This is a genomic window from Armatimonadota bacterium (assembly GCA_035527535.1).
GTDB lineage: Bacteria > Armatimonadota > Hebobacteria.
Genome location: DATLAK010000044.1, coordinates 1 through 25926, shown reverse-complemented (window position 1 = coordinate 25926; position 25926 = coordinate 1). Strand labels below are relative to the sequence as shown.

The 25926-nt window shown below is 70.2% G+C and carries 23 protein-coding genes; 5 read left to right on the top strand and 18 right to left on the bottom strand.

The genetic code is table 11. From position 1 onward, the window contains the following. Window positions 1-5: 5 nt before the first annotated feature. The 16 genes from ftsA to VM221_02575 all read right to left on the bottom strand — a co-directional run bounded on the left by ftsA (window position 6) and on the right by VM221_02575 (window position 17165). A complete protein-coding gene (gene ftsA / locus VM221_02650) occupies window positions 6-1184 on the bottom strand; it encodes a cell division protein FtsA (GenBank protein ID HUT73720.1) in 1179 nt (392 codons plus the stop codon). A gap of 14 nt (window positions 1185-1198) precedes the next feature. After that, window positions 1199-1585: a small basic family protein gene (locus tag VM221_02645; protein ID HUT73719.1), complete on the bottom strand. Its 387-nt coding sequence runs from the start codon at window positions 1583-1585 to the stop codon at window positions 1199-1201. 3 nt (window positions 1586-1588) lie between these two features. Further along, entirely contained in the window at window positions 1589-2332 is a 744-nt protein-coding gene (locus VM221_02640; protein ID HUT73718.1) for a DUF881 domain-containing protein, read from the bottom strand. Window positions 2333-2353: 21 nt separating this feature from the next. After that, window positions 2354-3130, bottom strand: coding sequence for an FtsQ-type POTRA domain-containing protein (locus tag VM221_02635; GenBank protein ID HUT73717.1), 777 nt, complete (start codon window positions 3128-3130; stop codon window positions 2354-2356). A gap of 3 nt (window positions 3131-3133) precedes the next feature. Next, entirely contained in the window at window positions 3134-4156 is a 1023-nt protein-coding gene (locus VM221_02630; GenBank protein HUT73716.1) for a D-alanine--D-alanine ligase, read from the bottom strand. Between the two features lie 10 nt (window positions 4157-4166). Beyond that, the gene (murB, locus tag VM221_02625) at window positions 4167-5126 is read right to left on the bottom strand and encodes a UDP-N-acetylmuramate dehydrogenase (GenBank protein ID HUT73715.1); all 960 of its coding nucleotides are present in this window, start codon (window positions 5124-5126) and stop codon (window positions 4167-4169) included. After that, the gene (gene murC, locus VM221_02620; protein HUT73714.1) at window positions 5114-6544 is read right to left on the bottom strand and encodes a UDP-N-acetylmuramate--L-alanine ligase; all 1431 of its coding nucleotides are present in this window, start codon (window positions 6542-6544) and stop codon (window positions 5114-5116) included. Before murC ends, murB begins: the two co-directional genes overlap by 13 nt. After that, complete coding sequence (gene ftsW / locus VM221_02615) at window positions 6541-7728, bottom strand: putative lipid II flippase FtsW (protein HUT73713.1); 1188 nt, start codon at window positions 7726-7728, stop codon at window positions 6541-6543. The genes murC and ftsW overlap by 4 nt, the downstream gene beginning before the upstream one ends. Beyond that, window positions 7725-9182, bottom strand: coding sequence for a UDP-N-acetylmuramoyl-L-alanine--D-glutamate ligase (murD, locus tag VM221_02610; protein HUT73712.1), 1458 nt, complete (start codon window positions 9180-9182; stop codon window positions 7725-7727). The genes ftsW and murD overlap by 4 nt, the downstream gene beginning before the upstream one ends. Before the next feature lie 15 nt (window positions 9183-9197). Then, on the bottom strand, window positions 9198-10187 hold the full coding sequence (mraY, locus tag VM221_02605; GenBank protein ID HUT73711.1) for a phospho-N-acetylmuramoyl-pentapeptide-transferase: 990 nt from the start codon (window positions 10185-10187) through the stop codon (window positions 9198-9200). Further along, a complete protein-coding gene (gene murF / locus VM221_02600; GenBank protein HUT73710.1) occupies window positions 10180-11559 on the bottom strand; it encodes a UDP-N-acetylmuramoyl-tripeptide--D-alanyl-D-alanine ligase in 1380 nt (459 codons plus the stop codon). The genes mraY and murF overlap by 8 nt, the downstream gene beginning before the upstream one ends. Window positions 11560-11562: 3 nt before the next feature. Continuing rightward, complete coding sequence (locus tag VM221_02595) at window positions 11563-13077, bottom strand: UDP-N-acetylmuramoyl-L-alanyl-D-glutamate--2,6-diaminopimelate ligase (GenBank protein ID HUT73709.1); 1515 nt, start codon at window positions 13075-13077, stop codon at window positions 11563-11565. 110 nt (window positions 13078-13187) lie between these two features. Next, window positions 13188-14960, bottom strand: a complete 1773-nt coding sequence (locus tag VM221_02590) for a penicillin-binding protein 2 (GenBank protein HUT73708.1) — start codon at window positions 14958-14960, stop codon at window positions 13188-13190. 88 nt (window positions 14961-15048) lie between these two features. Continuing rightward, on the bottom strand, window positions 15049-15501 hold the full coding sequence (locus VM221_02585; GenBank protein ID HUT73707.1) for a hypothetical protein: 453 nt from the start codon (window positions 15499-15501) through the stop codon (window positions 15049-15051). 160 nt (window positions 15502-15661) lie between these two features. Next, complete coding sequence (rsmH, locus tag VM221_02580; protein HUT73706.1) at window positions 15662-16612, bottom strand: 16S rRNA (cytosine(1402)-N(4))-methyltransferase RsmH; 951 nt, start codon at window positions 16610-16612, stop codon at window positions 15662-15664. Window positions 16613-16652: 40 nt separating this feature from the next. Beyond that, on the bottom strand, window positions 16653-17165 hold the full coding sequence (locus tag VM221_02575) for a hypothetical protein (protein HUT73705.1): 513 nt from the start codon (window positions 17163-17165) through the stop codon (window positions 16653-16655). A 277-nt stretch (window positions 17166-17442) separates the two neighbouring features. Here VM221_02575 and VM221_02570 point away from each other — a divergent pair, with 277 nt between their 5' ends. Further along, on the top strand, window positions 17443-18012 hold the full coding sequence (locus VM221_02570) for an RNA polymerase sigma factor (protein ID HUT73704.1): 570 nt from the start codon (window positions 17443-17445) through the stop codon (window positions 18010-18012). A 391-nt stretch (window positions 18013-18403) separates the two neighbouring features. Further along, window positions 18404-19288, top strand: coding sequence for a hypothetical protein (locus tag VM221_02565; protein HUT73703.1), 885 nt, complete (start codon window positions 18404-18406; stop codon window positions 19286-19288). A gap of 165 nt (window positions 19289-19453) precedes the next feature. On the opposite strand, the gene VM221_02560 is transcribed toward VM221_02565, so the two are convergent. After that, window positions 19454-20944, bottom strand: coding sequence for a polysaccharide pyruvyl transferase family protein (locus VM221_02560; GenBank protein HUT73702.1), 1491 nt, complete (start codon window positions 20942-20944; stop codon window positions 19454-19456). Between the two features lie 207 nt (window positions 20945-21151). Continuing rightward, a complete protein-coding gene (locus tag VM221_02555) occupies window positions 21152-22669 on the bottom strand; it encodes a DUF3084 domain-containing protein (GenBank protein HUT73701.1) in 1518 nt (505 codons plus the stop codon). A 510-nt stretch (window positions 22670-23179) separates the two neighbouring features. On the opposite strand from VM221_02555, the gene VM221_02550 reads away from it, so the two are divergent. The 3 genes from VM221_02550 to VM221_02540 all read left to right on the top strand — a co-directional run bounded on the left by VM221_02550 (window position 23180) and on the right by VM221_02540 (window position 25787). Further along, window positions 23180-23884 (top strand): hypothetical protein, encoded by a 705-nt coding sequence (locus tag VM221_02550; GenBank protein HUT73700.1) that lies wholly within the window; start codon window positions 23180-23182, stop codon window positions 23882-23884. A 19-nt stretch (window positions 23885-23903) separates the two neighbouring features. Then, on the top strand, window positions 23904-24353 hold the full coding sequence (locus VM221_02545) for a hypothetical protein (GenBank protein ID HUT73699.1): 450 nt from the start codon (window positions 23904-23906) through the stop codon (window positions 24351-24353). Window positions 24354-24446: 93 nt separating this feature from the next. Continuing rightward, the gene (locus VM221_02540; protein HUT73698.1) at window positions 24447-25787 is read left to right on the top strand and encodes a PP2C family protein-serine/threonine phosphatase; all 1341 of its coding nucleotides are present in this window, start codon (window positions 24447-24449) and stop codon (window positions 25785-25787) included. Window positions 25788-25926 lie beyond the last annotated feature (139 nt).

Here is a 25926-nt window from a genome sequence, read left to right as displayed (position 1 = left end):
GGCGCCTACTTGAACGATTCGCGCACCCAACGCTGGGCGCGCGCGATGGGGCCGCCCCGGGGCGCGGACGAAGGCCGTTGCTCGGCCGCGTAACGAGCGAGGCCGAGCGCCACCGCCCACGCCGGGTCACGGGCGACGCGGGCGTCGCGCGGTGCCGCCGCGGCTCCCACGCGCACCGGACATTCGAGCACTTCTTCCGCCAACGTCGCCGACCCCGCCAGGCGCGTCTCGCCGCCGGTCAGCACCGCCAGCGTCGGCGCCAACGCCGCCTGCCTGACGCGCGAGCGCACCAGCTCCAGGATCTCGCGCATGCGCGCCTCGACGATCTCCGCCAGGAACCAGCGCCCCGCACGGTCGCCGCAGGCGAGACGGATCTCGCAGGCCGGCACCAGCCGGGCGAGCGCGGCGGCATGCTCGCGCTTGAGCCGCTCGGCCTCGCCCATGGTGACGCGCAGGCCGACGGCGATGTCGCGAGTGACGTGGGTGCCCGCGACTCCGAGACAGCCTACCAGCGCCGCCCGGCCGTCGCGGAAGGCGATGAAATCAGTGGTGCCTCCGCCGATGTCCACGACCAGGACGCCCGCCGCGCGTTCGGCCACATCGGTGGTGGCCCAAGCCGCGGCCAGGCTTGACAGCACTTGCTGGTCCGCGCACAGGCCGGCGGATTCGACGCCGCGCTCAAGGTTGTCGAGGGCGCTGCTGGAGGCGGTAACCAGGAAGGCGTCCACCGATAGGCGCTGAGCCGCCATCCCCAGCGGGCTGGCGATGCCGGGCTGCCCGTCCACCGCGAACTCGCCGGGGAGGGCGTGGAGCACCTCCCGGCCCGGGGGCAGGTGCGCACCCTCGGCGGCCCGGCGTAGGCATTGATCGAGGTCGCGCTGCCGCACCTCGGGGCCGGCCGGAGCGGCCTCGGCGCGGGCGGCGAGCCCCTCCAGGTGCTCGCCGCTGACCGCGGTCCAGGTACGGTCGTCGCGCGTTCCCGCCGCGCGGCAGGCCTCCTGGGCGGCCTGGGCGATGGAGGCCGCCGCCGAGCGCAGGTCCGTAATCGTGCCCCGGCGGATGCCGACCGAGGTGGCGCGAGCGGCGCCGATGACGTGGGGAGTGCGACCGGCGATGCGCACCACCAGCGCGCAGGTCTTGGTGGTGCCCGGGTCGAGGCAGATGATCGTGCGTTCGCGAGCCACCGGACACATACCCGCTAGCAGCCCAGGCGCTCGAAGTCGGAGTCCCGGGGCGAGGCGCCAGCGGCGCCCGCGTGCCCCATGAGGAGCCGGCGTACGCGCCCGACGTTGTAGTAGATTCGTATGCCCAAAGCCACCACCGGGGCGAGGTAAAGGCTCATGCCCATGCGGTCGCCGATGTAGGCGAGGCCGACCGCAGCCATCGAGTTGAAGATGACGCCGCTGATGAAGATGCCGTCATCGAAAGTTCCCTCCAGGCGCGCGCGCACCCCGCCGGCGATGGCGTCGAGGCTGGCGAGGATGATCAGCGAGATGTAGTCGGCATAGCCGACCGGCAGCGAGATATTGAGGATATAGACGATGAGGAACCCGAGCAGCAAGGCGAACAGCGGTAGCATGATCATGGCCTATTTCTCCGGTGGGACGGGCTGGGCGAAGCGGAAGCTGGGGGCAACCGGCACCGCTTTGATCGTGATGTCCTTGCGCGTCTCCACCTTGACCGGGAAGTCCGACGCCCGGAACTGCTCGACGACCCCGCCGGGGATGTTGAGGGCGCCACTGAGGGCCCCGGGGTCGCCGATAGCCTTGATGACGAAGGGAGACGCGACGGGGACGTTGTTGATGTTGAACACGGACCCCGCGCAGCGGATGGCGGTGGTGGCGACGACGCGCTGGTCGTTGATGGCGATCGCCTCCGCGCCGGCGGAGCGCAGCTCGTTGACGACCGGCCACAAGTCGTAATCGTGCACCAGGTAGGGCTCTTTGTCCTCGCCCGCCTGCGTCGCCCGGGTGCTGTCATCGAGCGTCATCACCATGCCCGGGCCCATGACCTCGGTCAGCCCCAGCGCCATCTGGTCCTGCGTCAACTGTTTGTTGAGCAGGGCCAGGACTCCCTGGTTCTTGGTGGAGGCCTCGCGGTACTCGTTGAGCTTGGCGCGCAGGTCATTGATCTCGGCGTCCTGGCTGTCCACCTGGGCCTTGTAGCCCGCCAGCATCTGCGCCAGGACGTCGGCGCGCCCGTAGCGCGACGCGGCGCCGGTCTTGCGCTGGGTGGTGAATTGCAGCGCCAGCAGCGCGCCGACGACGAAGCACACCATCGTCACCGGTCCCACCCAGCTCCACGCCTTGATGCGCATGTGTCGAACGTCCATGGATGCGTTTCCGCTCCGCTGTTATGATTCGAGACGCGGCTTCCAGACGGCCGCGTCAGGGCAGCTTACGTCTATGTACTCGACGCGCTGCCGCGGCCGCAGCTCGATCAGCGCCACCTTCGCCTGGCTCACCTTGAGCCGCAACTGCTGCGGGCGCCCCAGGTGCAGCGCGGTTCCATCCGCCAGGCGCAGCGCCAGGTCGTCGCGCCCGCGCAGGACGACCTCGCTCACGGGCAGCTCCGCCTCCTGCGCCGCTGACAGCGCGACCAGCGCCTGCGCGACCGCCCGACCCTTCAGCGCCCGGCCGATCTCCCCGGGAGCGACACCGACCCCTTTCAGCTCCGGCAAGCCCGCCGTGTCGCAGCGCGTACCGGTGAAGGCGATGCCCCGCCGGTCCACGAATACGATACCCTGGCGGCAGCGAACGAACACCGCAGGTGTGCGCTCGCGCACGACAATGACCAGCGTCGCGGGCCAGTCACGGGCAACGGTGGCCCTTTCGACGGCGGGAATGGCCGCGATCGCGCGACGCAGCTTGCGCGTCGAGACGCCGGCCAGGGTGGCGCCCGGGGGGATCGCCGCGGACGCTATCACCGCGGCCGGGTCGAGCATGCGGACGCCGACGACCCGCACCTGGCGCACCTGCAGCCGCGGCGACCGGTAGAGCGCCCACAGCAACTCGACCGCCAGCACCAGCGACAGCCCCGCCGCTACCAGGCGCAGCACCATCAGGGTGCGGTCGCGCCGTCGGCTGCGCCGACCGCGCCCGCCGATATCATTGTAGCGCTGCTCGTGCACGGCTCAAGCTTCCTCCAGCGCCAGCTCGATCATCCGCTCCAGCAGGCGCGCGAAAGTCATGCCCGCGGCTTCCGCCGCCCGCGGCACCAGGCTGGTCTCGGTCAGCCCCGGGATGGTGTTGACCTCCAGCACGACCGGCCCCCGCGGGCCGGCGATCATATCCACGCGCGCCATACCGCGACAGCCGAGCGCCGTAAACGCCGCCAGCGCCGCCTCCTGCGCCTGCCGCGCGGCCTCGTCACCGATGCGGGCGGGAACGATTTCGTCGGTGGCGCCGGGGGTATACTTCGCCGCGTAATCGTAGAACCCGCTCGCGGGCACGATCTCCACCAGCGGCAGCACCTGGGGGCGGCGATTACCCAGGATGGCGGCGGCGATTTCGACGCCGGGCACGAACTCCTCGGCCAGCACCCGCGGGCCGTAACCGGCGGCGCACTCCAGGGCGGCCGGCAGGTCCTCGCGCTTGCGCGCGACGGTGACGCCGATGGTGGAGCCCTCGCACGCCGGCTTCACCACTACCGGCAGGCGCAGCGACGACGCGATATCGGCGGCGATGGAGCGCGCGTCGGCGCAATTATCCATCCGGTAGCCGCGCCAGGGGGCGGTGGGGATGCCCTCCGCCCGGAAGACGCGCTTGGCGGCGGGTTTGTCCATGGCCAGCGCGCTGGCGAGAACCCCGGAGCCGGTGTAGGGGATGCCCAGCAGCTCGAGCAGCCCCTGGAGGGCGCCGTCCTCGCCGCCGCGGCCGTGGAGCGCGACAAAGGCGACGTCAACCGCGGGCGCGCAGGAAGCGCGGTCAAGGGCCCGGGGCGCCAGGGGCGCCAGCGCCGTCAGGTCTGGCTCGGCGTTGGCGCCTGGCGGCGCCCCCGCACCGCCCTGGAGCCGGGTCAGGGCGCCGGTGTCGAAGGGCAGCACGTCGTACTTGCCGCGGTCGAGGTGACGCGCCACCATCGCGCCGCTGCGCAGCGACACCTCGCGCTCGCTCGAGCGTCCGCCCATCAGCACCGCAACCCGCAGCTTGCTCATGATCGGCAGCCTACCATTCGCCCACCAACTCGATCTCCGGTTCGAGCCACACGCCGTGGACGCGCAGCACCCGCTGCTGCACCTGCGACATCAGCCCGCGCACGTCGACGGCGGTGGCGTGCCCGCGATTGACGATGAAGTTGGCGTGCTTGCTGGAGACCTCGGCGTCGCCCACGCGCAGGCCCTTGCCCCCCGCGCGATCCACCAGCTTGCCGGCCGCGATGTGCGGATAGTTCTTGAACACGCTCCCCGCGGAACGGCAGCCCAGCGGCTGGCGGCTGGCGCGCTTGAGGCGGAGCCGCTGCATCTTGGCGCGCACCTCGACCGCGTCCGCGCGATCCAACCGCAGCCGCGCGCGCAGGACGATGTGCCGCGACAGCGTCAGGCTGCTGCAGCGATAGCCGTAGTTCAGCTCCGCGCACCTGACGGTGTAGATATCGCCCGCCGGGTCCATCAGTACCGCCTCCTGCACCAGGTCGCCGATGGCGCCGGTGTCGGTGCCGGCGTTGGTGACGATGGCGCCGCCGACGGTGCCGGGTATGCCCACGGTGCTCTCGAGGCCGCTCCAGCCGGCCGCGCAGCAGCGGCTGACGACCGCGGCCAGCCGCGCCCCGGCGCCGACCACCACCCCCTCGCCGTTGAAGCTGATGCCGGAGAACGCAGGGCCGAGCTTGATCACCGCCTCGCGCAGGCCCGCGTCGGCGACCAGCAGGTTGCTGCCGTTGCCGATGACCCGCAGGGGCACGCCCGCGGCCCGCAGCCACGCGACCGCCATGCGCAGGTCGGCTTCGTCCCGGGGCTGGACGAAGATATCGGCGCGGCCGCCGATGCGGAAAGTGGTGTGGCGGCTCATGGGCTCATCAAGGAGCACGCAACCGCCCACCGCCGTCTGCAACTCGCGGATGTCGCACCCCGCGGCGGCAAGCACCGATGCGGCGGGTTGTGCGGCCGCCGTGTTCAGGCCCGACACGCTGTCCCTCCCGGCCCCGACGGAGCCGCGCCGCGGCGGCGCAGCCGCGCCGCGAGATCACGAGCCACTGATCCGATGTCGCCTGCGCCCAGCACCAGCACCCAGTCTCCCGTTTCTAGACCTCCCACCAGGCCCTCTGCCACCTGGTCCTTCTGCGGCCAGAAAAACGCATCCTCTTGCCCGCGCGCACGCACCGCCTCCACCATCGTCTCGCCGCTGACGCCGGGCAGCGGCTGCTCGCGCGCGGCGTAGATATCGGTCACGACTATCGTCTCTGCCGCGGACAGGGCGTCCGCGAAGTCCGCCAGGAAATCGCGCGTCCGGGTGTAGAGATGCGGCTGAAAGACGATCACCAGCTTGCCGCCGCACCGCGCTCGGGCGGCGGCGACGACGGCGCGAATCTCGGTCGGGTGGTGGGCGTAGTCGTTCACCACTGTCACCCCCGCGGTGGTGACGGCCTGGAAGCGCCGCTCGACCCCGCCGAAGGAGGCGAGCGTCGCCGCCGCCTGCTCCGCGCTCACCGCGACCACGGTGCAAGCCGCGATCGCCCCGAGCGCGTCCGCCACGTTGTGCGCGCCGGGCACGGCCAGGCGCACCGCGGTGCGCCCCGCCGGGTGAGCGAGGGTGAAGCCCATGCCCATGCCTTCGTCGCGGACCTCCTCGGCGCGGAAATCGCCGCCGCCACCCAGCCCATAGGTTACCACATCGAGGCCTGCCGCCGCCACCTTTGCGCGGCTGACGACCGCGGCGGCGTTGGCGTCGTCCGCGCACACAATCACGCTCCCGCCCGCGCGCACGCGCGCCAGGAAGCGAGCGAAGCTGTCGAGCACCGCCCGCTCGCTGTGATGGTGGTCGAGGTGCTCGGCCTCGATATTGGTGATGACCGCGATCTCCGGCTCGAGGTCGAGGAAGGACTCGTAGGCCTCGCAAGCTTCGGCCACCAGCAGCTCGCCGCCGCCGACGCGCGCATTGCCGCCGAATTGCGGCAGCTCGCCGCCGATGAGCACCGTCGGGTCGCGACCGGCCTCCGCGAGGATGAGGCCGATCATGGCGGTGGTGGTGGTCTTGCCATGGGTGCCGGCGACGGCGAGGCCGCGATGGCAGCGCATCAGTTCGCCCACGACCTGGGAGCGGCGCAGCACCGGCAGGCCCGCGGCGCGGGCGTGCGCCAACTCGGGGTGGTCGCGCCCGATGGCGTCCGAGATGATGAGGCGGTCGGCGCCCGCCAGGTGCTCGGGGTGGTGGCCCTCGCTGAAGGCCAACCCCAGGCGCTCGAGCTTCGCGGTGAGCGCAGAGGCATGCAGGTCACATCCGGACAAGCGCTCCCCGCGGGCGAGGAGGACTTGCGCCAGCGCGCTCATGCCGATGCCGCCGACGCCCATCAGATGGGTATGGGGTTGTGATGCGCGATGGCTCATGCGAATGGGAAGCGCTCCGCGCGCGAGGACGACGCGCCGCCGGCGGCCGCGCCCCGTGGGCGCAGGTCGCGCCCCGGCTGGCGCGAGATATTCAGCAGCACCCCGACCGCGGTCATGGCGGACACCAGGGACGAGCCGCCGTAGCTGACGAAGGGCAAGGGGGCGCCCTTGGCCGGCATCAGGCCGGTGACGACGGCAACGTTGATCAGGACCTGGAGGGCGATCAGCGAAGTCATGCCCGCGCCCAGCAGCGCACAGAACGGGTCCGCAACGCGCAGGGACGCCGCCAGGCCGCGCCATAGCAGCAGGCCGAAGAGCGCCAGCAGCACCCAGGTGCCGAGCAGGCCCATTTCCTCGCCGATGACGGCGAAGATGCAGTCGGTCTCAGCCGCCGGCAGGTAGGAGTATTTCTCACGGCCTTCGCCGAGACCGCGGCCGAGGACCCCGCCGGCGCCGAGCGCGATCACGGAATGGTGCTGCTGATAGCCGCTGGTGAGCGCGGTCTTGCCCGGGTCACACCATGCCTTGATGCGCGCCAGCCGGTAAGGCTCGGCGACGATGGCGACCGTCACACAGGCCAGCCCCACCACGGCGTAAACCGCGAGGTGGCGCAGCTTGGCGCCGGCGAAGTGCCACATGAGGAACGCGAGCGCGGTCACGACCACGGCGGTGCCCAGATCGTGCTCGGCCAGCACCAGCGCCGCCCCCGCCGCCACTACTGCCATCGGCAGCGCCAGCCCTTTGAGGCTGCGTATCCGTCGCGGGTTCTCCATCGCGAACCGCGCGGCCGCGACGATGACTGCGAGCTTGGCGAACTCCGACGGCTGGATATGACAGGGTCCGATCTCAAACCAGCGGCGTGCGCCGTTGATCTCGACCCCCAGCACCAGCACCGCCACCAGCGCCAACCCCGCCAGCGCCGCCGCCCCGTAGGCGAGCTGGCGAATGCGCTCGAGGTTGAGGCGCGCGACGACGAACATCGCCAACGCGCCTGCTACCGCCGCCGCCACCTGCGGCTTCACCTTGTAGAGACTGTCGCCTGCGGACAGCGCGGCCCGCGCGAAGGTGGCGCTGAAGACAGCGACGATGCCGAAGCCCACCAGCGCCGCGGTCAACGCCACCATGTAGACATCGAGGCCCGGGCGCTCCTGCCCCCACGACCGGGCGCTGCCGGTGTCGGTCATCGCTTCTCCTCGCGCGTCGGCGCCTCCGCGGCGAGCGCGGCGACGGCGCCGCGGAAGACCTCGCCCCGGTGGGCCATGCTGTGAAACATGTCGAAGCTGGCGCACGCCGGCGACAGCAGCACGACCTCGCCCGGCCGCGCCCGGGCGAACGCCATCCGTACCGCCTCCGGCAGCGAGCCCGCCGAGTGCACTTCGTCCAGCCCGGCCGCGCGGGCGGCGGCGGCGATCGCCGGTCCCGCCTCCCCGATCACCACCAGCGCCCGCGCGCCGGCGGCGATCGCTTGCCCCAGGCCGCCGAAATCCGGCACTTTCGCCCGCCCCCCCGCGATCAGCGTCACCGGCTCCGCGATCGCCTCCAGCGCCCCCTCGACCGCCGCCGGATTGGTGGCCTGCGAGTCGTTGATGAAGGTGACGCCGGCGACGGTGGCCACCTGCTCCAGGCGGTTGGGCACGCCCTCGAACGATGACAAGGTGTCGGCGGCCTGCTCCAGGTCGGCGCCGGCGGCGCCGGCCGCAGCCAGCGCGGCCAACGCGTTCTCGAGGTTGTGGCGGCCGCGCAGCCGCAGCGAGGAAACCGGCGCGACCGCGCGCCACGCGGAGGCAACCGGCGGGGCGGCGACGATACGTTCGCCGTCCACGTAGACCCCGCGGCCCAGCGGCTCGGTGCGGCTGAAGGGCACCACCTGCGACTTGACGCGATCGGCCAGCGCGCGCACCGCAGGGTCGTCGAAATTGAGCACCGCCCAGTCCTCCGCGCCTTGGCGGTCAAAGAGGCGTCGCTTGGCGCCCCAGTACTCGGCCAGGTGCCGGTGATGATCGAGGTGGTCGGGCGAGAAGTTGAGCAGCACCGCCACGTGCGGCCGGAAGTCGCGCGTGGTCTGGAGCTGGAAGCTGCTGACCTCGGTCACCAGCAGGTCGTCGGGGCCGGCGGTGAGCGCGGGCTCGATGATGGGCGCCCCGATGTTGCCGCCGACGCGCACCGACAGGCCCGCGTCTGCCAGCAGCCGCGCGATCAAGACGGTGGTGGTGGTCTTGCCCTTGGTGCCGCTGACGGCGACGAACTTGCCCGCGCTCACCCGGTACGCGAGCTCCAGTTCGCCGATGACCTCGAGGCCGCGGCCGCGCGCCGCCTCCAGCACCGGCAAATCCGGCGGCACCCCGGGGCTGATCACCACCAGGTCGCTGTCCAGCAGGGTGCGGTAGGCATTCTCCCCCACTTCCACCGCCACTTCCGGGGGCAAGGCGCACAGCTGCGCCGCCAGCTCGTCGGCCGGCTTGACGTCGGCGGCGGTGACCGCCACGCCCATGCCGGCAAGCGCGGTCGCCGCCGCGCGCCCGGAGCCGTACTCGCCGAGGCCGATGACGTAGGCGCGCTTGGCGCTGATGCGCCCCCGCGGCGCTGCGGAGTTGAAGGCGCCGGTCATGGGCGCGCGCTCGAATCCGGGTTCCGACATCTCAAGTTCGCAACCTCACAGCGGCAGCAAGCGCTCGGCCAGCACCGCCCCCCAGCCGATGAGGCCGGCGAGGATCCACATGCGCGACACGATCAGCGGCTCCGGCCATCCCCCGAGCTCGAGGTGATGGTGGAGCGGGCTCATGCGCAGAATGCGCCGCCCGGTGAGGCGAAAGTGGACCACCTGGATCACCACCGACAGCGCCTCGAGGTAGAAGATGACGCCGATGACGAGCAGCCACGGCTCGACCTTGCACATGATCGCCGCCCCCGCCAGCGCCGCGCCGAGGGCGAGGGCGCCGGTGTCGCCCATGAAGATGCGCGCGGGATGGGCGTTGTACCACAGGAAACCCACGCACGCGCCGGCCAGGGCGTAGCACATGGCGCTCACCGCCGGATACCCGTTGACGGTTGCCAGCGCGGCGATGGCAATCCCGGCCATCGCCGCCAGCCCGGCCGCCAGACCGTCGAGCCCATCGGTCAGGTTGACGCTGTTCGAGGTCCCGACGATGAACACCGCCGCCAGTGGGTAGTACCACCCCCCGAGCGCCAGTGGTCGCTGCGAGAAGGGCATCCTCACCACCAGGTTGGCGAAACCCAGCTGCGATATCAGATAGAGGAAGCCCGCAGCGAGCGCGAACTGCAGCACCAGCTTCTCGCGCGCCCGCAAGCCGAGCGAGCGCTGGTGTTTGATGATCGCGCGATCGTCCGCGAGACCGATCAGACCGAACCCCACCGCCAGCCCCACCACGATCGCCACCGCGCTGGTACCGCCGGGCAGCAGAACGTCGCGCATGACGGTGGCACTCACCACCGTGCCGGCGACGAGCGCGATGATGATGATGACGCCGCCCATGGTCGGCGTGCCCTGCTTGGTATGGTGCGACTGCGGGCCGTCGTCGCGCACGTGCTGGCCGCACCCCCAGCGGCGCAGCAGGCGGATTGCCGGGCGCCCGAGGGCGACCGCCACCGCGAAGGCCGCAGCCAATGCCAGCGGGTCATGCACCGGTCAGCCTCCCCACGATCTGTTCAAAGGCCATTGCCCGCGACGCCTTGACCAGCACCAGGTCGCCGCGGCCCAAGACGTCGAGCGCCCACTGCGCCGCCTGCTCATTGCTGGACGCCCAGCGCACCCCTTCCGGCCCCATCGCCGCGCCCGCCCCGTCCGCGATCCACCGCCCGAGCTCGCCGACGGCGATGACGAGATCGAGGCCCATCAGCCCCGCCTGCGCACCGAGCGCTCGGTGCAGCTCGGGCGCGGTCGTTCCCAGCTCCAGCATATCTCCCAAGATCGCGATCTTGCGCTCGCCGCGGAGATCACCAAGCAGCTCCAGGGCGGCCTCCATGGAGGCGGGGCTGGCGTTGTAGCAGTCGTCAACGACGCGAAAACCGGCGGCGGTCTCGATGATTTCCGCCCGGCGCCGGGAGGCGCTGAACGAGGCCAGCCCGGCCGCAACCTGCTCCAGCCCGGCCCCGGCCTGCGCCGCCGCCGCGGCCGCCGCTAGCGCGTTGAGCACCAGGTAGCGCCCGGGGAGGCCCAGGCGCACCTGCACCTCACCCGCAGGCGCGACCAGACGGAAGCCGACGCCTTGCTCCGAGGCGGCTATCGCCGTCGCGCGAAACTGCGCCGCAGCGCCCTGGCCGAAGGTGACGACCTGCCCCTGCGCGCGCCGCGCCAGCCGCTCCAAATAAGGGTCATCCGCGTTCAGCACGGCGGTGCCGCGGCCCAGCGCCTCCACCAGTTCGCCCTTGGCGTCGGCGATGGCGTCGGCCGAGCCCAGGCGCTCGAGATGGCTGAGGCCGACGTTGGTCACCACCCCGATTTGCGGCTGCGCCAGCGACGCGAGGTAGGCGATTTCGCCCGGGGCCCGCATTGCCATCTCGATCACTGCGGCGTGGTGCCCGGGCGCCAGCGACAGCAGGGCCAGGGGAACGCCGATCTCGTTGTTGTAGTTCTCAGGGGTGGCGGCAACCGGCCCGCGACGCGCGAGGATGGCGGCGGTCATATCCTTGGTCGTGGTCTTGCCGGTGCTGCCGGTGATCCCGATCACGGGCACCTCGAAGCGCGCGCGATGGAGGCGCGCAAGATCGCCGAGCGCTCTCAGGGTGTCGGCGACGACCACCACGAACGCCTCGTCGCCGATCAGCGGCAGGCCCTCGGGCACGCGTGAAACGACGGCGCCGGCGGCGCCGGCGCGCAGCGCCGGCGCCACGAAATCATGGCCGTCGAAGCGCTCGCCGCGCAGGGCGAAGAAGCACTGGCCGGCGCCGACGGCGCGCGAATCGGTGGCCACGCCGGAGCACCTCGCGTCGCCCGACCCGGACGCCAGGCGGCCGCCGGTCGCGGCGACAATCTGAGCTGCGGTGAACTGCGCCATGTCCTACACCTGTCGACCGCCGGCTTGGCGGTTGCGCCCGGCGACGATCTCGGTCACCACCTCGCGGTCATCGAAATGGAGGCTGCGGTCGGCGAAGATCTGGTAGGTCTCGTGGCCCTTGCCCGCGACCAGGACGAGGTCGCCGGCGCGCGCTTCGTCGAGGGCGAGACGGATCGCCTCGCGCCGGTCGGGCTCGGTGTGGCAGCGGCGCCGGCTCGCCCGCGGGACGCCGGCGACGATATCGCGGATGATGCGCTCGGGCGGCTCGCTGCGCGGGTTGTCGGAGGTGATGAACGCCAGGTCGGCCAGGCGCGCGGCGATTTCCCCCATCAATGGGCGCTTGCCGGGGTCGCGGTCGCCGCCCGCGCCGAAGACCACGAGCAGCCGCCCCGGCACCAGCCGGCGGGCGTCGCGCAGGGCCTTCTCCAGCCCGTCGGGGGTGTGGGAGTAGTCAATTACGACCGCGAAATCCTGTCCCGCCTCGACGCGCTCGAAGCGGCCCCGAATCGGCGCCACCGATTCCAGCGCCGCGACCGCCGGCTCGAGCTCGACCCCGACCCCCAACGCGACCGCCAGTGCGGCCAGCGCATTGTAGACGTTGAACGTCCCCACCAGCTGCAGGTTCACCGGCAGCACTCCCTGCGGCGTCTGGACGCGAAAGGAGGTGCCGGCAGCGCTCAGCGCGACGTCGCGCGCCATGACGTCGCCGCGTCCCTCGATGCCGTAGGTGACGGTGAGGCCGACCGCGCGCGCGGTGAGGGCGCGGCCGGCGGGGTCGTCGGCGTTGATGACGTTGATGCGCAGGCGGTGGCGCGGGAACAGCAGCGGATCGCAGAAGAGCCGCGCCTTGGCCTCGAAGTAGTCGGTGGCATCGGTATGGAAATCCATGTGATCGCGGGTGAGGTTGGTGAAGACCGCGAAGGAGAAGGCGCAGTGGTCGGCGCGGCGCAGCGCCAGCGCGTGAGAGGACACCTCCAGCGCGCCATGCGTGACGCCCGCCTCGACCATCCGCCGCAGCAGGCGCTGCAAGTCGGGGGCCTCGGGCGTGGTGTGATGGGCCGGCACCAGCTCGTCCCCGATGCGGTGGCCCAGCGTGCCCATGACGCCGGTGGTGAATCCCGCGTGACGCAGGATCGCCGCCGTCAGGTAGCTGGTGGTAGTCTTGCCGTTGGTGCCGGTGATGCCTACCAGCGAGAGCTGGCGCGACGGGTAGTCGTAGAACGCGTCCGCGACCGCGGCGAGGGCGCTGCGCGTGTCATCCACCGACACCACCGCGGCCGCGCCGAAGTCTTGGCCGTCGGCGACGCGTCCGGGCTCCACTAACACCGCCACCGCCCCGCGCGCCAACGCGTCGCTGATGTAGAGGTGGCCATCGGTCTGCCGGCCCGGCAGACAGGCAAACAGGTTGCCCGCTTCGACCGCGCGCGAGTCATAGGCAACGCCGGTTATCCGCACCTCCGGCGCGCCCGTGAGTCGCAGGTAGTTGACGTCGGCGAGTAGTTCGAACAGGCTTCTCATCAGCGAGCGTTTCCTGCCGCGCCCAGCAGGCCCAGCACCATTGTGATTATAGCAGAACGCGCGTCCCCCGGACGCGCCGCGCACCAGAGAAAGCGATCGCCCCCGCACCGCTACTGCACGGGCGGCATCGCCTGCGCCAGCATGCGCGGCGGCATTCCCAGGTAGGCAAGCCCACGGCGGGCGATGTCGGCGAAGGCCGGCGCCGCCACTACGCTGCCGTAGCCGCTGCCTTGCGGCTCGTCAATCACGACCAAGATCGCCATGCGCGGGTCCTCGGCGGGGGCGAACCCGACGAAGGAGCCGACACGCAGGCCCGAGGCATACCCCTGCTCGGGCGTCGGCTTCTGGGCGGTGCCGGTCTTGCCGGCGACGGTGAAGCCGGCGACCTGCGCCGACTTGCCGGTGCCCTCCGTAACCACATCGCGCAGGATGCCGACCATGGTCTCGGCGGTGCGGGCGGACAGCGCCCGGCGGCCGCGCAGGAGCGGCTCCGCCGACGCGCCATCGGGGCCGCCGACGCGGGCGACGATGTGGAGCGGCGGCAGTACGCCGCGCGCGGCGACGGCGGAGTAGGCGCGGACGAGCTGCAGCGGGGTCACGCTGATGCCCTGGCCGAAGGCGAGGTTGGCCAACCGGATATCGCGCCACTGCTGGAGCGGCGGCACCGATCCCGTCGCCTCGCCGGGGAGGCCGACGCCGGTGCGTTCCGTGAACCCGAGCGCGCGCAAGGTGTGGTAGAACTTGCGGCTGCCCACCGCCGCGGCGATGGTCGCGGCCCCGATGTTGCACGACTGCACGACCACGCCGTGCAGATTGAGCGCGCCGTGAGCGCGGGAGCCGTGGTGCTGCGCGCAGTGGATGACGCGTCGCCCGATGCGCTTGGCGCCGGTGCAGCACAGCACCGGCGACTCGGGCGTCATGCCGCCTTCCTCGAGGGCCGCGCACGCGGCAACCAGCTTGAAGGTCGAGCCCGGCTCGTAGACGCAGGTGACCGCGTGATTGCGCCACTGCTCGCGGGGGAAGTCGCGGTAGTGGTTGGGGTCCATCGTCGGGTAGTTGGCCAGCGCCAGCACCTCGCCCGTCATCGGATCAACGACGACGGCGCTGCCGCCGGCGGCGCCGAATTGCTCCGCCGCCGCGCGCAGGGCCGCCTCCGCTGTCTCCTGGATGCGGACGTCTATGGTCAGGTATACGTCGCGCCCGCTTTCGGGCTTGACCTGCTGCAGGCGGCGTCCGGGGATGACGCGGCGATGACTGGAGCCGTCCACCTCCGCCACCAAGTAGCCATCACGCCCGGACAGGACCTCGTCGTATGCCAGCTCGATCCCCGCGCCGCCCAGGTGGTCATCGCGCACGAACCCGAGCGTCTGCCCAGCGAGGGCGCCGTAGGGGTAGAGGCGCTTCTTCTCCGCCTTGAACCCGACGCCCCGCAGGCCCTCAACCATCTTTCCGTCCGCGCCCCTGGTCGTCTGGCACAGCTCGCGCACCCGAACCACCACGTCGTCGTTTGCGCGCCGGCACAGCCACTGGAAGCGGCCGCCGCGCGCGAGCAGGGCCGCGATCTCCGTCTCCGGTCGCCCGAGGATCGCGGCGAGCCTCGCCGCCGGCCGCTGTTGAGGGACGATTCTCCCGGGATCGGCGAAGATGGAGTAAGTGATGCGGCTGAAGGCGAGGGGGACGCCGTTGCGGTCATAGATGGTGCCGCGGGCTCCCAGCAAGTCGGCGCGCACCCGCTGCAGCTTCTCCGCCTCCTTGGCGAGCACGGGATGGCGCACGACCTGGAGGTAGAAAAGCCAGACCCCCAGCAGGACAAAGCCGAGGGCGAACACGCAAGCCCATATACGGATGCGCCGGCAGATGCCGGCGGAGCTAAGCTGTCGCATTGGTTCCGCGCTCCAGTGATAGCGAAAGCGCGCCACCCCGCATCGCGCGCTTCCGGGCCGCCATTCGATTTAGAGCCGGTCGCAAGCGTCAGAGCCGGTCATGGGGTCGCCCCATCTGCGCCGTCCCGGCCGCGGTCCGCACCGCCGGGCTCCAGCCGGTGGTGACGACGCTGGTCACCTGCCGGGCGAGGGCGAAGTCGCGCAGCACGGCATGAAAGCGGGGATAGTGCCCGGAGCCGGCGACGGGCGCGCCGGCCGCGGACGGCAAGATGATGTAGTCAACCTCGCCCGCGGGGTCCGCCACCGTCATGCCCCACTGCTGGGCGACGGCGGCGATCCGTTCCTGGGCGCGCGCGCGCTCGACGTCGAAGCGTAACTGGCTGTTGGCCGCCTCCAGGCAGCGGGTCTCGGCGACCAGCGCCTGGCGCTGGTATTCGAACTGCGCAAGGCGCGCGTAGGAGCTGACATGAACGAGGGCGGCGATAATAAAGAAGGCGGTGAGCGCAAGGGCTGCGATTACTGGTTGTCTCGCTGTTGCCATTGGACGTCGGCGCTTGGGTCGCTCGCTGGGGGCGAATTGACGGTCCTGGTGCAACCGCTGCTGCAAATTGTGCTGTGACATGCGCTCACCGCCGCGGCAGATCCCGACGGAGGCAACGGGAGTCTGCCATTTGAGGCCGTATTAACCTGTGTCATTGACCCTAAGGGCTCTGCGGTATCCTCTCTGCGGCGCGCAGCTTGGCGCTGCGCGACCGCGGGTTGGATTCCACCTCCGCCGCGCCGGGGGTCACCGGCTTGCGCGTCAACACGCGCACCAGCGGCCGCCCCTCGCAGCGGCAGATGGGCAGGAACGGTGGGCAGCGGCAGGCTCTGGAGTGATCGCGGAACGCGTTCTTCGTCAGCCGGTCCTCCAGGCTGTGGTACGACAGCACCACGATCCTGCCCCCGCCGCGAGTGCGACGGAGGGCCTGGGGGAGGGCCTGACGAAGTGCCGCGAGCTCGTCGTTGACCGCGATTCTCAGGGCCATCATGCTGCGGGTGGCCGGGTGAGTTCGCTGGCTGTGCGCGCCGGATGGGATCGCTGCTGCGACTAGTTCTGCGAATTGCGCGGCGGTGCGGATCGGCGTCCGCCGCCGCTGGGCGACGATTGCCCGCGCGATGCGCCTTGCCCACCGTTCCTCGCCGAACTCCCACAACAGGCGGGCCAGATCCTGCTCTGGGAGCTCGGCCACCAGCGCAGCCGCCGGCTTGCCGAGCGCGGGATTCATCCGCATGTCCAGGGGCGCGTCGGAGCGGAAACTGAAACCGCGCCCCGCGACCGCGGTAAGCTGCTCGGCGGAGGCTCCCAGGTCGAACAGGAAGCCGTCGGCGACCGGCCGGTCCAAATTGTCAAGGATCGTTTCGAGGTCTCTGAAATTGCCCTGAACCAGGAGCGCCCCGCCGCTCGGGGCCAATCGCCTGCTGGTTCTCTCTATGGCCTCGGCGTCCACGTCCAGGCCGATCAGCTCGCCCGTGGGCCCCAGTCGCTCCAGCATCGCCTGGGCGTGTCCGCCGCTGCCCACCGTGCAGTCCACCACCCGCATCCCCGGCTGCAACGCCAAGTGCTCAAGCACTTCGGCCACCATCACCGGGCGGTGGACCTGCTCGTTCATTTTTTCTTTCGGCAGGATTCAGCGCCGGTCCGCCGAATCCTCACAACTGTAGGCTGGAAGCCGACTCTTGCACCGCCTCCTGGCTGAGCTTGCTCTCCTCGAACAGGCGGTACGCTTGCGGGTTCCAGATCTCGATGCGGTCGAACGTGCCCCGCAGGATGGCTTCGTTAGCAATGGACGCCCGCGCCCGCAACTTGGGCGGAATGAACACGCGGCCCTGGCCGTCGAGCTTCGCCTCGCAGCCGGAGCCGAACAGCCGCTGCAATGCCATCCCCTTCTCGTTGTCGTATGTCACCTTCGACAGCTTGTCCCTGATCTCGTCCCATCGCCACTTCGGCAGGATGAACAGGCAGTTGCCGTTGAGTCCCGGGCACAGGAAGAAGGGTTCCGCCAGTTGGGGCCTCCAGGTCGCCGGGACCGTGACTCGGCCCTTGTCATCGAGCTGGTGTTCGAACTCCCCCCACAGGTCGGAGGTCACCTTTCGCCCCTTCGCGTTGCCGCTGTTGGACCACTTCGGGTCCACCGTCTCCCACTGCGCGCCACAATTTACCACACTACCTCACCAATGTCAATAGCCTAGCCCCCTGTATTTCAGGAATCTTGCGAATTATTTCCACACCGCTCCACGCCGGGCCCGTTTCGACACCGCACCACATCACCTCTCAGGCTCTCAGGCGCCCGGCGCGAGCAATTGCGCCCACCCGCCGCCAACGATCCGCGAACCGCCAGGGCCAAACCTGCATTACTATAGGCAGAGCAGTCTTGGCTGCTCCGCGAGCCAGCCCGCCGGGCGGCGCGACTCCGGCCGGAGCGCAGACAGGCAGTAGGCGGTGAAAGCGGCGATGACATGGGCGGCCCACCCGGGGACGTATGAACGTTTGGCGCGGCGCTTCCATGCGGGGGTGTACAGCTACCTGTGCTGGCTATGCAGCGATGCCGACCTCGCGCAAGACCTGACCCAGGCGACGTTCGTTCAGGTCTGGCGGCATCCGCCGGAGTTCCGCGGAGAACGCGCTCTGAGGGCATGGGTGTACCGGGTCGCTCGCAACGAGTACCTCCAGCACCAGCGGCGCCCAAGCCTGGAGACCATCGCCCTCGATGAGAGCACGGAGGCCTCGGCGGTGGAGCCACCCAGGTTCGATCCACAGCTCCGGCTCGAGCGACAGGAGCTCGTCCGCGCCGTGCGGGGCGCGCTCGGCAGGCTGCCGGACACGTACCGCGAGGTCATCGTCCTGCACAACCTGGAGGGCTTCTCGCTCGAGCAGGTGGCGTCGGTGCTGGGAATCCCGAAGGGAACCGTCAAGTCGCGCCGCGCGAAAGGGTTTGCGCTGCTCCGGGGGTTGCTGGCGGAGGAGGTGATCTGCGATGAGATGCAGCCGAGTGCGACAGATGCTTCGTGAAGGGGAAGGTGGTCTGGGGTGGAGGGTGTCCCCTCGCCGATGCCTGCACCTGGCGCGGTGCGGCGGCTGCCGGGCCGAGGCGCGGTCCCTGCGGGCGCTGCGGCGCGCCCTGGGAGAGGTGGGGCGCTTCGAGCCGCCGGCGGAGCTGCTCGCGCAAATCCTGGAGGTGCCGGAAGCGATGGGTGGAGGTGTGACCTTGAGAGGTGGGGATAATGCACTGCCGGATGTGGGACAGGCGCCCTCGCCTGTCAGACAGGCGCCGCTCTGCGGCGCCAACACAGCCGAGGCGGCTGTGCCACATGGTGAGTGCCTCAATCCATCCCCACAAGAAAGAGTCATACCTGTTGGCGGGCGAGGCGTCCGCCCTACCAAAGAGAAGGGGGAGAGGAGAATGAGACGGATGGCATTGGCAGGTTTGGCATTGCTGGCAGTCGCGGTTACCGCCGCGGTGTTCGTTCCCCGCCGTGGGGCCAAGCAGGATGCGAGATCCATTCTGATCGCCGCCGCCCAGGCGATGGAGGAGGCCAAGTCGGTGCACTTCGCAGGACACGGTTCGGGACCATCCAAGGACACCCCAAGCGGGATGAAGATGATGTCAGAGCGATTCGAGATCTGGGCAGGCAGTAGCAAGGGGTATGTCCGAGTCGTCTCCCCAGACGGCAAGTTGAGCGGGCTGACCGTGCTCGATGCGGACGCGCGCGAGTGGTGGAACTACGACGCAAAGGACAATGCGGTCTATGTCGCCGACCTTACGCCGATCGCCGACCGGGTGGGCGACGCCGTGGCGCAAGTGAACCAAATGCTCCGTTCATCGTTAGCGACCCCAACCCCAGGGGAGATCAAGACCCTGGTGGGCGCTGCGGGGTTCTGCGATATCAAGGAGTCGGTGACTTCGCAGACGCGTGAAGGACGCAAGGTGCTTGTGGTCACGGTGACCGCAACGATTAGCTCCTCCCCTCGCAAGGTGACTGGGAGATGGGTATGCGAGGTAGACGCCGAGACAAACCGTCTCCTGACCATGCATCAGTACGCCCAGGCTGAGGGGTCGCCGGAGGAGTTGGTGCAGGTTGTTGATCTGGTCGAGTATGATGTGCCGTTTCCCGCCGCGCCAACCAAGCTGGGGCTTCCTGAAGGCACAAAGACGGTGCAGGCAACCGCAACCATCGAGAAGAGCGCAAGTCTGCTGCGGCTGGTCATGACGGCGGACGGAAAGCGGATCGGCCAGATGGACATCCAACCGAGCAAGGAGCAGTTGAGGGCGCAGTCGGAGCGGTGAGACGCGCAGACGCGGCGGGGCGGTCAGGGGGCCGCCCCGCCGCAGCAGATGGAGCATGGGCGCCCCCGCCCGTGGGAGAGCGGCGCAGTGCGGCGTCCGTCGTAGGGGCGCAATCGATTGCGCCCAACCCATAGGGCGCGAAAGCGGACGTGTTCCGCATGGCTATCACGGCCGAGGCGGCCATGCTCCGCGGGCAATCTCCACCGCCCATGCGAACGTGTCCGCCACGACGCGCCGCCGTTCCTCGGCAGCCCGGCGCAAGGCGGCGCGGGTTTCATCGCCTGCGTTCCAGGCAGCGATGATGGCCTCTGCAAGGCGCGCTTCCGGCAACTCCTCTCCCTGCCAGGGAGAGGTCGGCCCGCCCTCGCGGCCCGGGGGAGGGTGGGCATCCCGTGTGTGTACCCTCACCCTACCCTCTCCCGCCTTCGCGGGCTTCGTAGCCCAGCTTCGTCGGGCGAAGTAGCCCTGAGAGGGAGAGGGGTGCGATGACCGTGACTCCGAGACTTCTACGTCACTCCCAGCGAGGTCGGCGGTGGTCGCGGCCACGTTCAAACCCAAATCGGTCATGAAGGCTTCGACCTTGGGATCATAGCTGATCGCGACCGGCATCGCCCCACCCATGGCGGCGAAGATGAGCGCGTGCAGGCGTACCCCCACCACCACCCGCGCGCTGCCGATCATGGCCGCCAGCAGCGCGGGGGGCAATTCCGGCTGCGCGAAGATTCCGCCGACAGCGTCGGCCAGGGCCGCGCAGGCTGGATCGTCCTGAGGCCGTTGCATGGGGAAGACGACCACCTGTGGCCGCGGAGCGCCCAGGTGTGGGACAGGCGCCCGCGCCTGTCCTATTCGCCGCCGCTGGAGCGGCGGCGACACAGCCGGGGGCGGCTGTGCCACATCTCCGAATTGCGCGGTCGCGCACTTGACCGCCGCCGCGAGGGAGGCGACGACTCCCTCCCCTGCTCCACTGATGTGCCATGTGCGCGGTGCGATGGCAAGCACGGAGCCGGGATCCTCGACGCCGATGCCGCGCCAGGCCGCGGCGACCTCTTCCGCGGGGGGCAGGCTCATGGCGAAGGAGAGGTCGGCGCCGACGCGAATGGGCGGGCGGCTGACCCCCAGGCGCTCCAGCTCGCGCGCGGATTCCGAATCGCGCAGCGCGATACCCTGCACGCGGTTCAGGCAGCGGCGCACGAGCGCGCGCACCCACCATCGGCGCAAGGGGCCGATGCCCTGCCCCAGCACCACCACCGGCACGCGAGCGAGCAATGCCTGGCGCATGACGTAGAGGTAGTAGAGGCATGACCGCGCGCTGGTGGCGTCCTGGAAGAGGTTGCCGCCGCCGCTGATGAAGAGGTCGGCGTCACGCAGCTCGCGCCTGAGCGCGCCGAGACCGCGCCCGATCGCGCGGACGCCGTGAAGGTTCGCCGTAGCCGCGGGAGCGCCGGAGAGGACGGTGATGTCCATTGGGTTGCCGGAACCGGACACAGCGGCTAGGCCGTTGCCCGCCGTGGCGGTCGTTTGCGACCTAGCAACCGGGGGCCCCGATGAATCGGGATTCGGAAACGGCTGTGCCACAAGGCCGGCAATGAGGCCTGCCAGCACCGCCTCGTCGCCCGCGTTGTGAAAGCCGTAGTAGCCTGAGATGATGACGCGCAAGCTCGCTCCGGGTATGGCAGATGGAAGATCTTAACCACCAAGGTGGCTAGGTCAGCAAAGCTGACCGCCACGGCGGCCCCTGGCCTAGCCGCACCAAGCCACAAGGAAATGGTAGGCCAGGCGTCTCGCCTGGCAAGTCACGAGGTTGGCAGCCGAGGCGGTCGTCCTACCATTTCTTGTCTTCGTGTCTTCGTGGTTTACCCGCCGTTACTCCCGGCCTTCGACCTCGAGCCTGACCTGGAGCGGCCCGGCAGTCCAGGTGTCGGCGGCGGCGCGGGCCACCACCAGTACGTGGTCGCGGTGGCGCTTGACCTCGCGGATGACGTGCAGCAACTCGGGGTAGCGCATCTTGCCGACGACCTCGTCGGGTTCGGGGAACAGGGACTCCACATGCTCGCCCGGGTGGCCGGCGGGCAGCGCCATGACCCCGGCAGCGCGCGCGCGAGCCGATACCTGGCCGCGCAGGAAGGCCCACAGCTCCAGAAACAGGCTTACCTCATCGAGCGAACTGCTCACTGACGTGCGTGCGATCTCCTGGTCACGGCGAAACACCAGGGCGTTATGGAAGAGCTCGAAATCCACCAGCACCGTCTCGCCCCGCACGACGTTACCTACCGACACGGCGCGCACGATGACGCTGCCCGGCGTGGCGCTGATGGTGGCGGCGAGCGCGGCCAGCACCTGCTCCTCACCGTAGTAAACTACCTGCCCCGTGTCCTCGTCCAGCACCGGGCGGAAAACGGCGATCGCCCGGTTGTCTTCGCCCTTGCCCGCGCCGGCGGCGTCCGCGACCTGGTTGATGCTGGTGACCATCTGCCGCAGGTCACGCTGCACCTGCTCCGCCGGCCGCGCCCCCTCGACCACCAGCGTCAGCATGTCTTCGTTGGCGCCGAAGATGACCGGCTGGCTGCGAATCTCGCCGAACTGGGTGCGAATCTCGCCGAAGGTCTGCAGCGCGCGGGAGCGCCACTGTGAGAGGTCCTGGATCTGCGCCTGCAGCTTGCCGACCTCCGCCTGCAGCGCGTCGCGCTGGCTCTCCAGGCTCAAGAGGTTGCGCCCGATCTCGAGCGACACCCGTGTGGCGTTCTGCAGCTCGTGGCTCTTGTCGGCGAGGTTCTGCTCGACCTGCGCCAGCTGCGCTGATGTCTGGTCGAGCTGTTCCCGGGCGGAGGCGAGGAGCGAGCGCGTCGAGGTCAGGTCGCGACGGCTGCCGGCGAGCTCGCCGGCGACCTCGTGCAGCCGGGCGGTGGTCGCCTGCAGGTCGCGCTTCTGGGCCTCCAACTGGGCGGCCTTGCGTCGCAGCTGGCCGGACACGCGGAGCAGTTGCCCCTTGGTGCTGGTGAGTTCGCCGGTCTGCGAGCGCAGGGCCGCGGACACTTCCCGCAGGCGCCCCTGTGCGTCATCCAGGCGGCGCTGGACGCGCACGGCGCGGGCCTCGAGCTCGCGCGCGGTGCGCTCCAGTTGCAGGTTTTCCCGCCGCATCGCCGCCACGTGCAGGAAGGCGTCGCGCACGTTCTGCGACACCAGCATCGCCGAGGTCAGGGTGAAGGCGGCGATGAGCATCCCCGCGAACACCGAGATCGCGACCGCGGTGTGGCGCGGGCGCAAGTGGAACAGCGTCAGCCGCCGGCGACCCATGCGGCGACCGATGATATCGCCCACGTAGGCGATGACACCGCTCACTACGATCAGCGCCGCGATCAGGAATACGCCGTAGCCGCCCATCAACCGCCGTTCCCGCGCTCGCGCGCATGCGACCTCGCCCGAGCCGTCGTCGGGGTCATTATAGGCGCGCCCCTGATGCGCGTCAAGGAAAGCCGCGCCAAGCCGCCAGGGGTATGTCCGCGGACCGTGGGGACTGGGGAACAAACTCCTCCCCCTTCCAGAGCCTGCCCTGAGCCTGTCGAAGGGGGGAGGATTGAGGTGGGGGTGGCAGGCACGGCGTTTTCACCCTCACCCCGCCTCTCCCTGAGAGGGAGAGGAGTTAGTCAGCCCCCCGCCCGCCACACCCACCAAGATCGAACACACCCCGCGCCAGGGCCGGCGGGGGCGGCGGGCCGTGCGAACCATCCTGTGCCCCCGCGCGTCAAATGGGCGTGGCAGGAGACGTCGGTGTAAGCGAGCTCCGCCTTGTGCGCTGGGCCCACCACTGCGGGCAGGACATTCCGTACCCGGTGCGGTAAACTAGCGGACGATGGTCGAGCGCCCATATCAGGTGCGTCCGGAGGTGCAGGGATGAGCAAAGGCAGATTGCGAAGGGTCGCCGCATGGTCGGCGGTGATAGTGCTGTTCGCGGCGGCGAGCGCACTGGCGATGGAGGCGGCCGCGCGCACGCGCACGTGGGGTGATCGCGAGGAGGGCGAGGTGCTGGTTAACGGCGCGGTGGTGATGCGGATTCGCAGCGCCGCCGGCGGCTATAGCGCGACCCAGCGCGCCGAGACGGTGGCGGCGCGGTTGAACCAGGCTTTCGCCGCGGGTGCGCAGTGGGGCGATTTCCGCGTAGGCCAGGTCAATAATGAGACCGCGCTGGTGACCGACGGCGGGAAGCTGATCGTGACCGCGGACCGCTTCCACGCGCAGGCCAACGGCACCACGCCGATGATGCTGGCGCGGGCGTGGAACGCCAACTTGGTGCAGGCGCTGGGCGGCGAGGTCGAGGCAGCGGCGCCGGTCTCGCCCGAGGTCAACTGGGAGCGCCAGGGCGACAAGATCGTCCCCATCTTCAGCATCGGCACCCCCGGCGTCTCCATCGGCGGGGCGCGCGTGGTGGGCCCGGCGGTCGAAATCGGCAAGGTCAAGGCGGTCGCGCAGATCGAGGCCAACTTCAAGGACGCGGTGCGCGCCCACATCTACGTTCCCGTCTCCTCCATCAGCGTGCGCCCGCAGCGCGTGCAAGGGGTGAGCGTGGAAGCGCTGATTGACTACAACCTCCCGTTCTAGGGCGACAGGAGCCAATGACATGACGACATTGCGCAGAAAGCTGGACCGCCGCCTGGTGACGGTGCTGGCGGGGCTGGTGATCGTGGCCCTGGTGGGGGGAGCGGCGGTGGCGCTGGACATCGGCGGTCTGGTGAAGATCTTCGGCATCGGCTATGTGGTCCAGCACTTCTCGGGGGACATTGACTCGTTCCTCAATAAGACGCTGGGCGAGCGCGGGGCCGAGATCCGCGGGGCGACCAAAGTGGTGCCGATTCTCTCCGTGGGCAGCGGCGGCTTTATCGGCGCGGCGCAGGTGGTGGGCGTGCCGAGCAAGGTCGAGACGGTCAAGGCGGTCGCCCAGGTCGAGACCAAGTACCACGACCGCTTCCGCATGCGCGTGCTGATCCCGGTAAGCACCGAGACCGTGAGCGGATCCCCCAAGGGCGTGTCCGGCGTCGGGGTCTCGGCGGTGCTCGATTTCGAGATCTAGCCGCCGACCGCTGGGCGCCCACGGCGTGTGCGTCTCTGCGCCGGGGCAGGACCGCGCCGGCGCCAGGCGAAACCGCCTGGCCGAGCCTGGAACATGATCCTGCCTGAGTCGCACCTCGAGCCCGAAGGCGAGGCCCGTGTAGAGGCCGCCCGCAGCGCCATCAACCCGGAGCTGGCGGTGGCCATCTTTCGCACCACCTTCGTGGTGATGGTGGTGGCCACGCTGTCCGGGCGCGGCGGCGTGGTGGACCTGCTGTCGCCCCTCTACGTCACCATCCTGCTCGCGGGAGTATACAACGCAGCGCTGCTGGTGATGTACTGGCGGCGGGTGTCTTTCCCCGGGCAGCGTCATTTCATTCTCAGTCTCGACATCGTCTTCATCACCCTGTGGGTGGGACTGAGCGGCCCCACCGGCCTGGCGTTCTTCCCGCTCTACTACGCGCTGGCGGTGATCGCGGCGTTGTGGTTCGGCACCGCGGGCGCGCTGGCGACCGCGGTCGTCTCGGGGGCGCTCTACGTCGCGGTGCTGGCCGCGGCCGGCCCCGACGCCGCCATGAGCGTCGGCGATGCGCTGCGAGAGCGAGTACCGTTCCTGGTATTGGTGGCGCTCCTGAGCGGCTATGTCGCGGACGCGCAGAAGCGGGAACGACAGACCTTCGAGCGCACGGCGCGAGTGCTCGCCGCCTATCGTCAGCAGCGACGCTTGATGCAGGACTTCTATGACCTGGTCAACCCGCAGGCGCTGGCCTCCCCGCCCGACCTGGAGGTGGGAGTCGCCTTCCGCCCCGCGCTGCGCATGGGGGCCGGTGACTACTATGACTTGCTGCACCTCGACGGCGGGCGCTACGGGTTGTGCGTGGCCGACGTCGCCGGCAAGCACGGCGCGGAGGTGCTGCGCGTGCCCGTGGTCAAGTACGCCCTCAAGGTGGCGGCGATGATCGAGCCCGGGCCCGCACAGGTGGTGGAACGCGTCAACCAGTTGGTCTTCGACGAGCTGCAGCCGGACCGCTTCGTGACCATGTTCTATGCCCAAGTGGATCCATCGGCCGGAGCCATCACCTACGTCAACGCGGGCCACGATCCGCCGCTGCTGGTGCGCGCGTCAGGAGCCACCGAAGCGCTGGCCAGCGGGGGGCTGGTGCTGGGCGTGCTGAGCGACGCCCGCTACGAGCAAGGACGACTGCGCTGGACGCCGGAGGATGCGTTGGTCTTGTACACCGACGGCGCGGTGGAGGCGCGCGGCGCGGGCACCGAGGAGTTCGGCGCCGACCGCTTCCGCGAGACCGCGTGCGCCGCCCTCGCGGCGGCGGACTCGGCGGCCGCTGCGGCGCAAGCGATACTCGCCGCGATCGAGCGCTACGCCGCCGGCGGCCACCGGCGGGACGATATCACGATCATGGTGGCGCGGCCCGCGCGGCCGGCCGCGAAAGAGTGAGATGACGACCGCGGCGGCGCTGGCGGGGGGAACCGCCGAGATGGTACTTGCGCGCGCTATGTAACGGGGAAGGAAAACCGCCAAGGGGAGGGAATCGGACCTGGGCGCGGAAACGTGGGCGCCCCGACCGGTCGGGGCG

Excerpts from the sequence above, each read along its gene's own strand:
- VM221_02640 (HUT73718.1), bottom strand. The coding sequence starts at position 2,332 with ATGGACGTTCGACACATGCGCATCAAGGCGTGGAGCTGGGTGGGACCG.
- VM221_02645 (HUT73719.1), bottom strand. The coding sequence starts at position 1,585 with ATGATCATGCTACCGCTGTTCGCCTTGCTGCTCGGGTTCCTCATCGTC.
- VM221_02545 (HUT73699.1), top strand. The coding sequence starts at position 23,904 with ATGACGACATTGCGCAGAAAGCTGGACCGCCGCCTGGTGACGGTGCTG.
- VM221_02630 (HUT73716.1), bottom strand. The coding sequence starts at position 4,156 with ATGAGCAAGCTGCGGGTTGCGGTGCTGATGGGCGGACGCTCGAGCGAG.
- VM221_02540 (HUT73698.1), top strand. The coding sequence starts at position 24,447 with ATGATCCTGCCTGAGTCGCACCTCGAGCCCGAAGGCGAGGCCCGTGTA.
- ftsW (HUT73713.1), bottom strand. The coding sequence starts at position 7,728 with ATGACCGACACCGGCAGCGCCCGGTCGTGGGGGCAGGAGCGCCCGGGC.
- murC (HUT73714.1), bottom strand. The coding sequence starts at position 6,544 with ATGAGCCATCGCGCATCACAACCCCATACCCATCTGATGGGCGTCGGC.
- VM221_02595 (HUT73709.1), bottom strand. The coding sequence starts at position 13,077 with ATGAGAAGCCTGTTCGAACTACTCGCCGACGTCAACTACCTGCGACTC.
- VM221_02555 (HUT73701.1), bottom strand. The coding sequence starts at position 22,669 with ATGGGCGGCTACGGCGTATTCCTGATCGCGGCGCTGATCGTAGTGAGC.
- rsmH (HUT73706.1), bottom strand. The coding sequence starts at position 16,612 with ATGAACGAGCAGGTCCACCGCCCGGTGATGGTGGCCGAAGTGCTTGAG.
- VM221_02585 (HUT73707.1), bottom strand. The coding sequence starts at position 15,501 with ATGGCAACAGCGAGACAACCAGTAATCGCAGCCCTTGCGCTCACCGCC.
- VM221_02550 (HUT73700.1), top strand. The coding sequence starts at position 23,180 with ATGAGCAAAGGCAGATTGCGAAGGGTCGCCGCATGGTCGGCGGTGATA.
- murD (HUT73712.1), bottom strand. The coding sequence starts at position 9,182 with ATGTCGGAACCCGGATTCGAGCGCGCGCCCATGACCGGCGCCTTCAAC.
- VM221_02590 (HUT73708.1), bottom strand. The coding sequence starts at position 14,960 with ATGCGACAGCTTAGCTCCGCCGGCATCTGCCGGCGCATCCGTATATGG.
- murF (HUT73710.1), bottom strand. The coding sequence starts at position 11,559 with ATGGCGCAGTTCACCGCAGCTCAGATTGTCGCCGCGACCGGCGGCCGC.
- VM221_02565 (HUT73703.1), top strand. The coding sequence starts at position 18,404 with ATGAGACGGATGGCATTGGCAGGTTTGGCATTGCTGGCAGTCGCGGTT.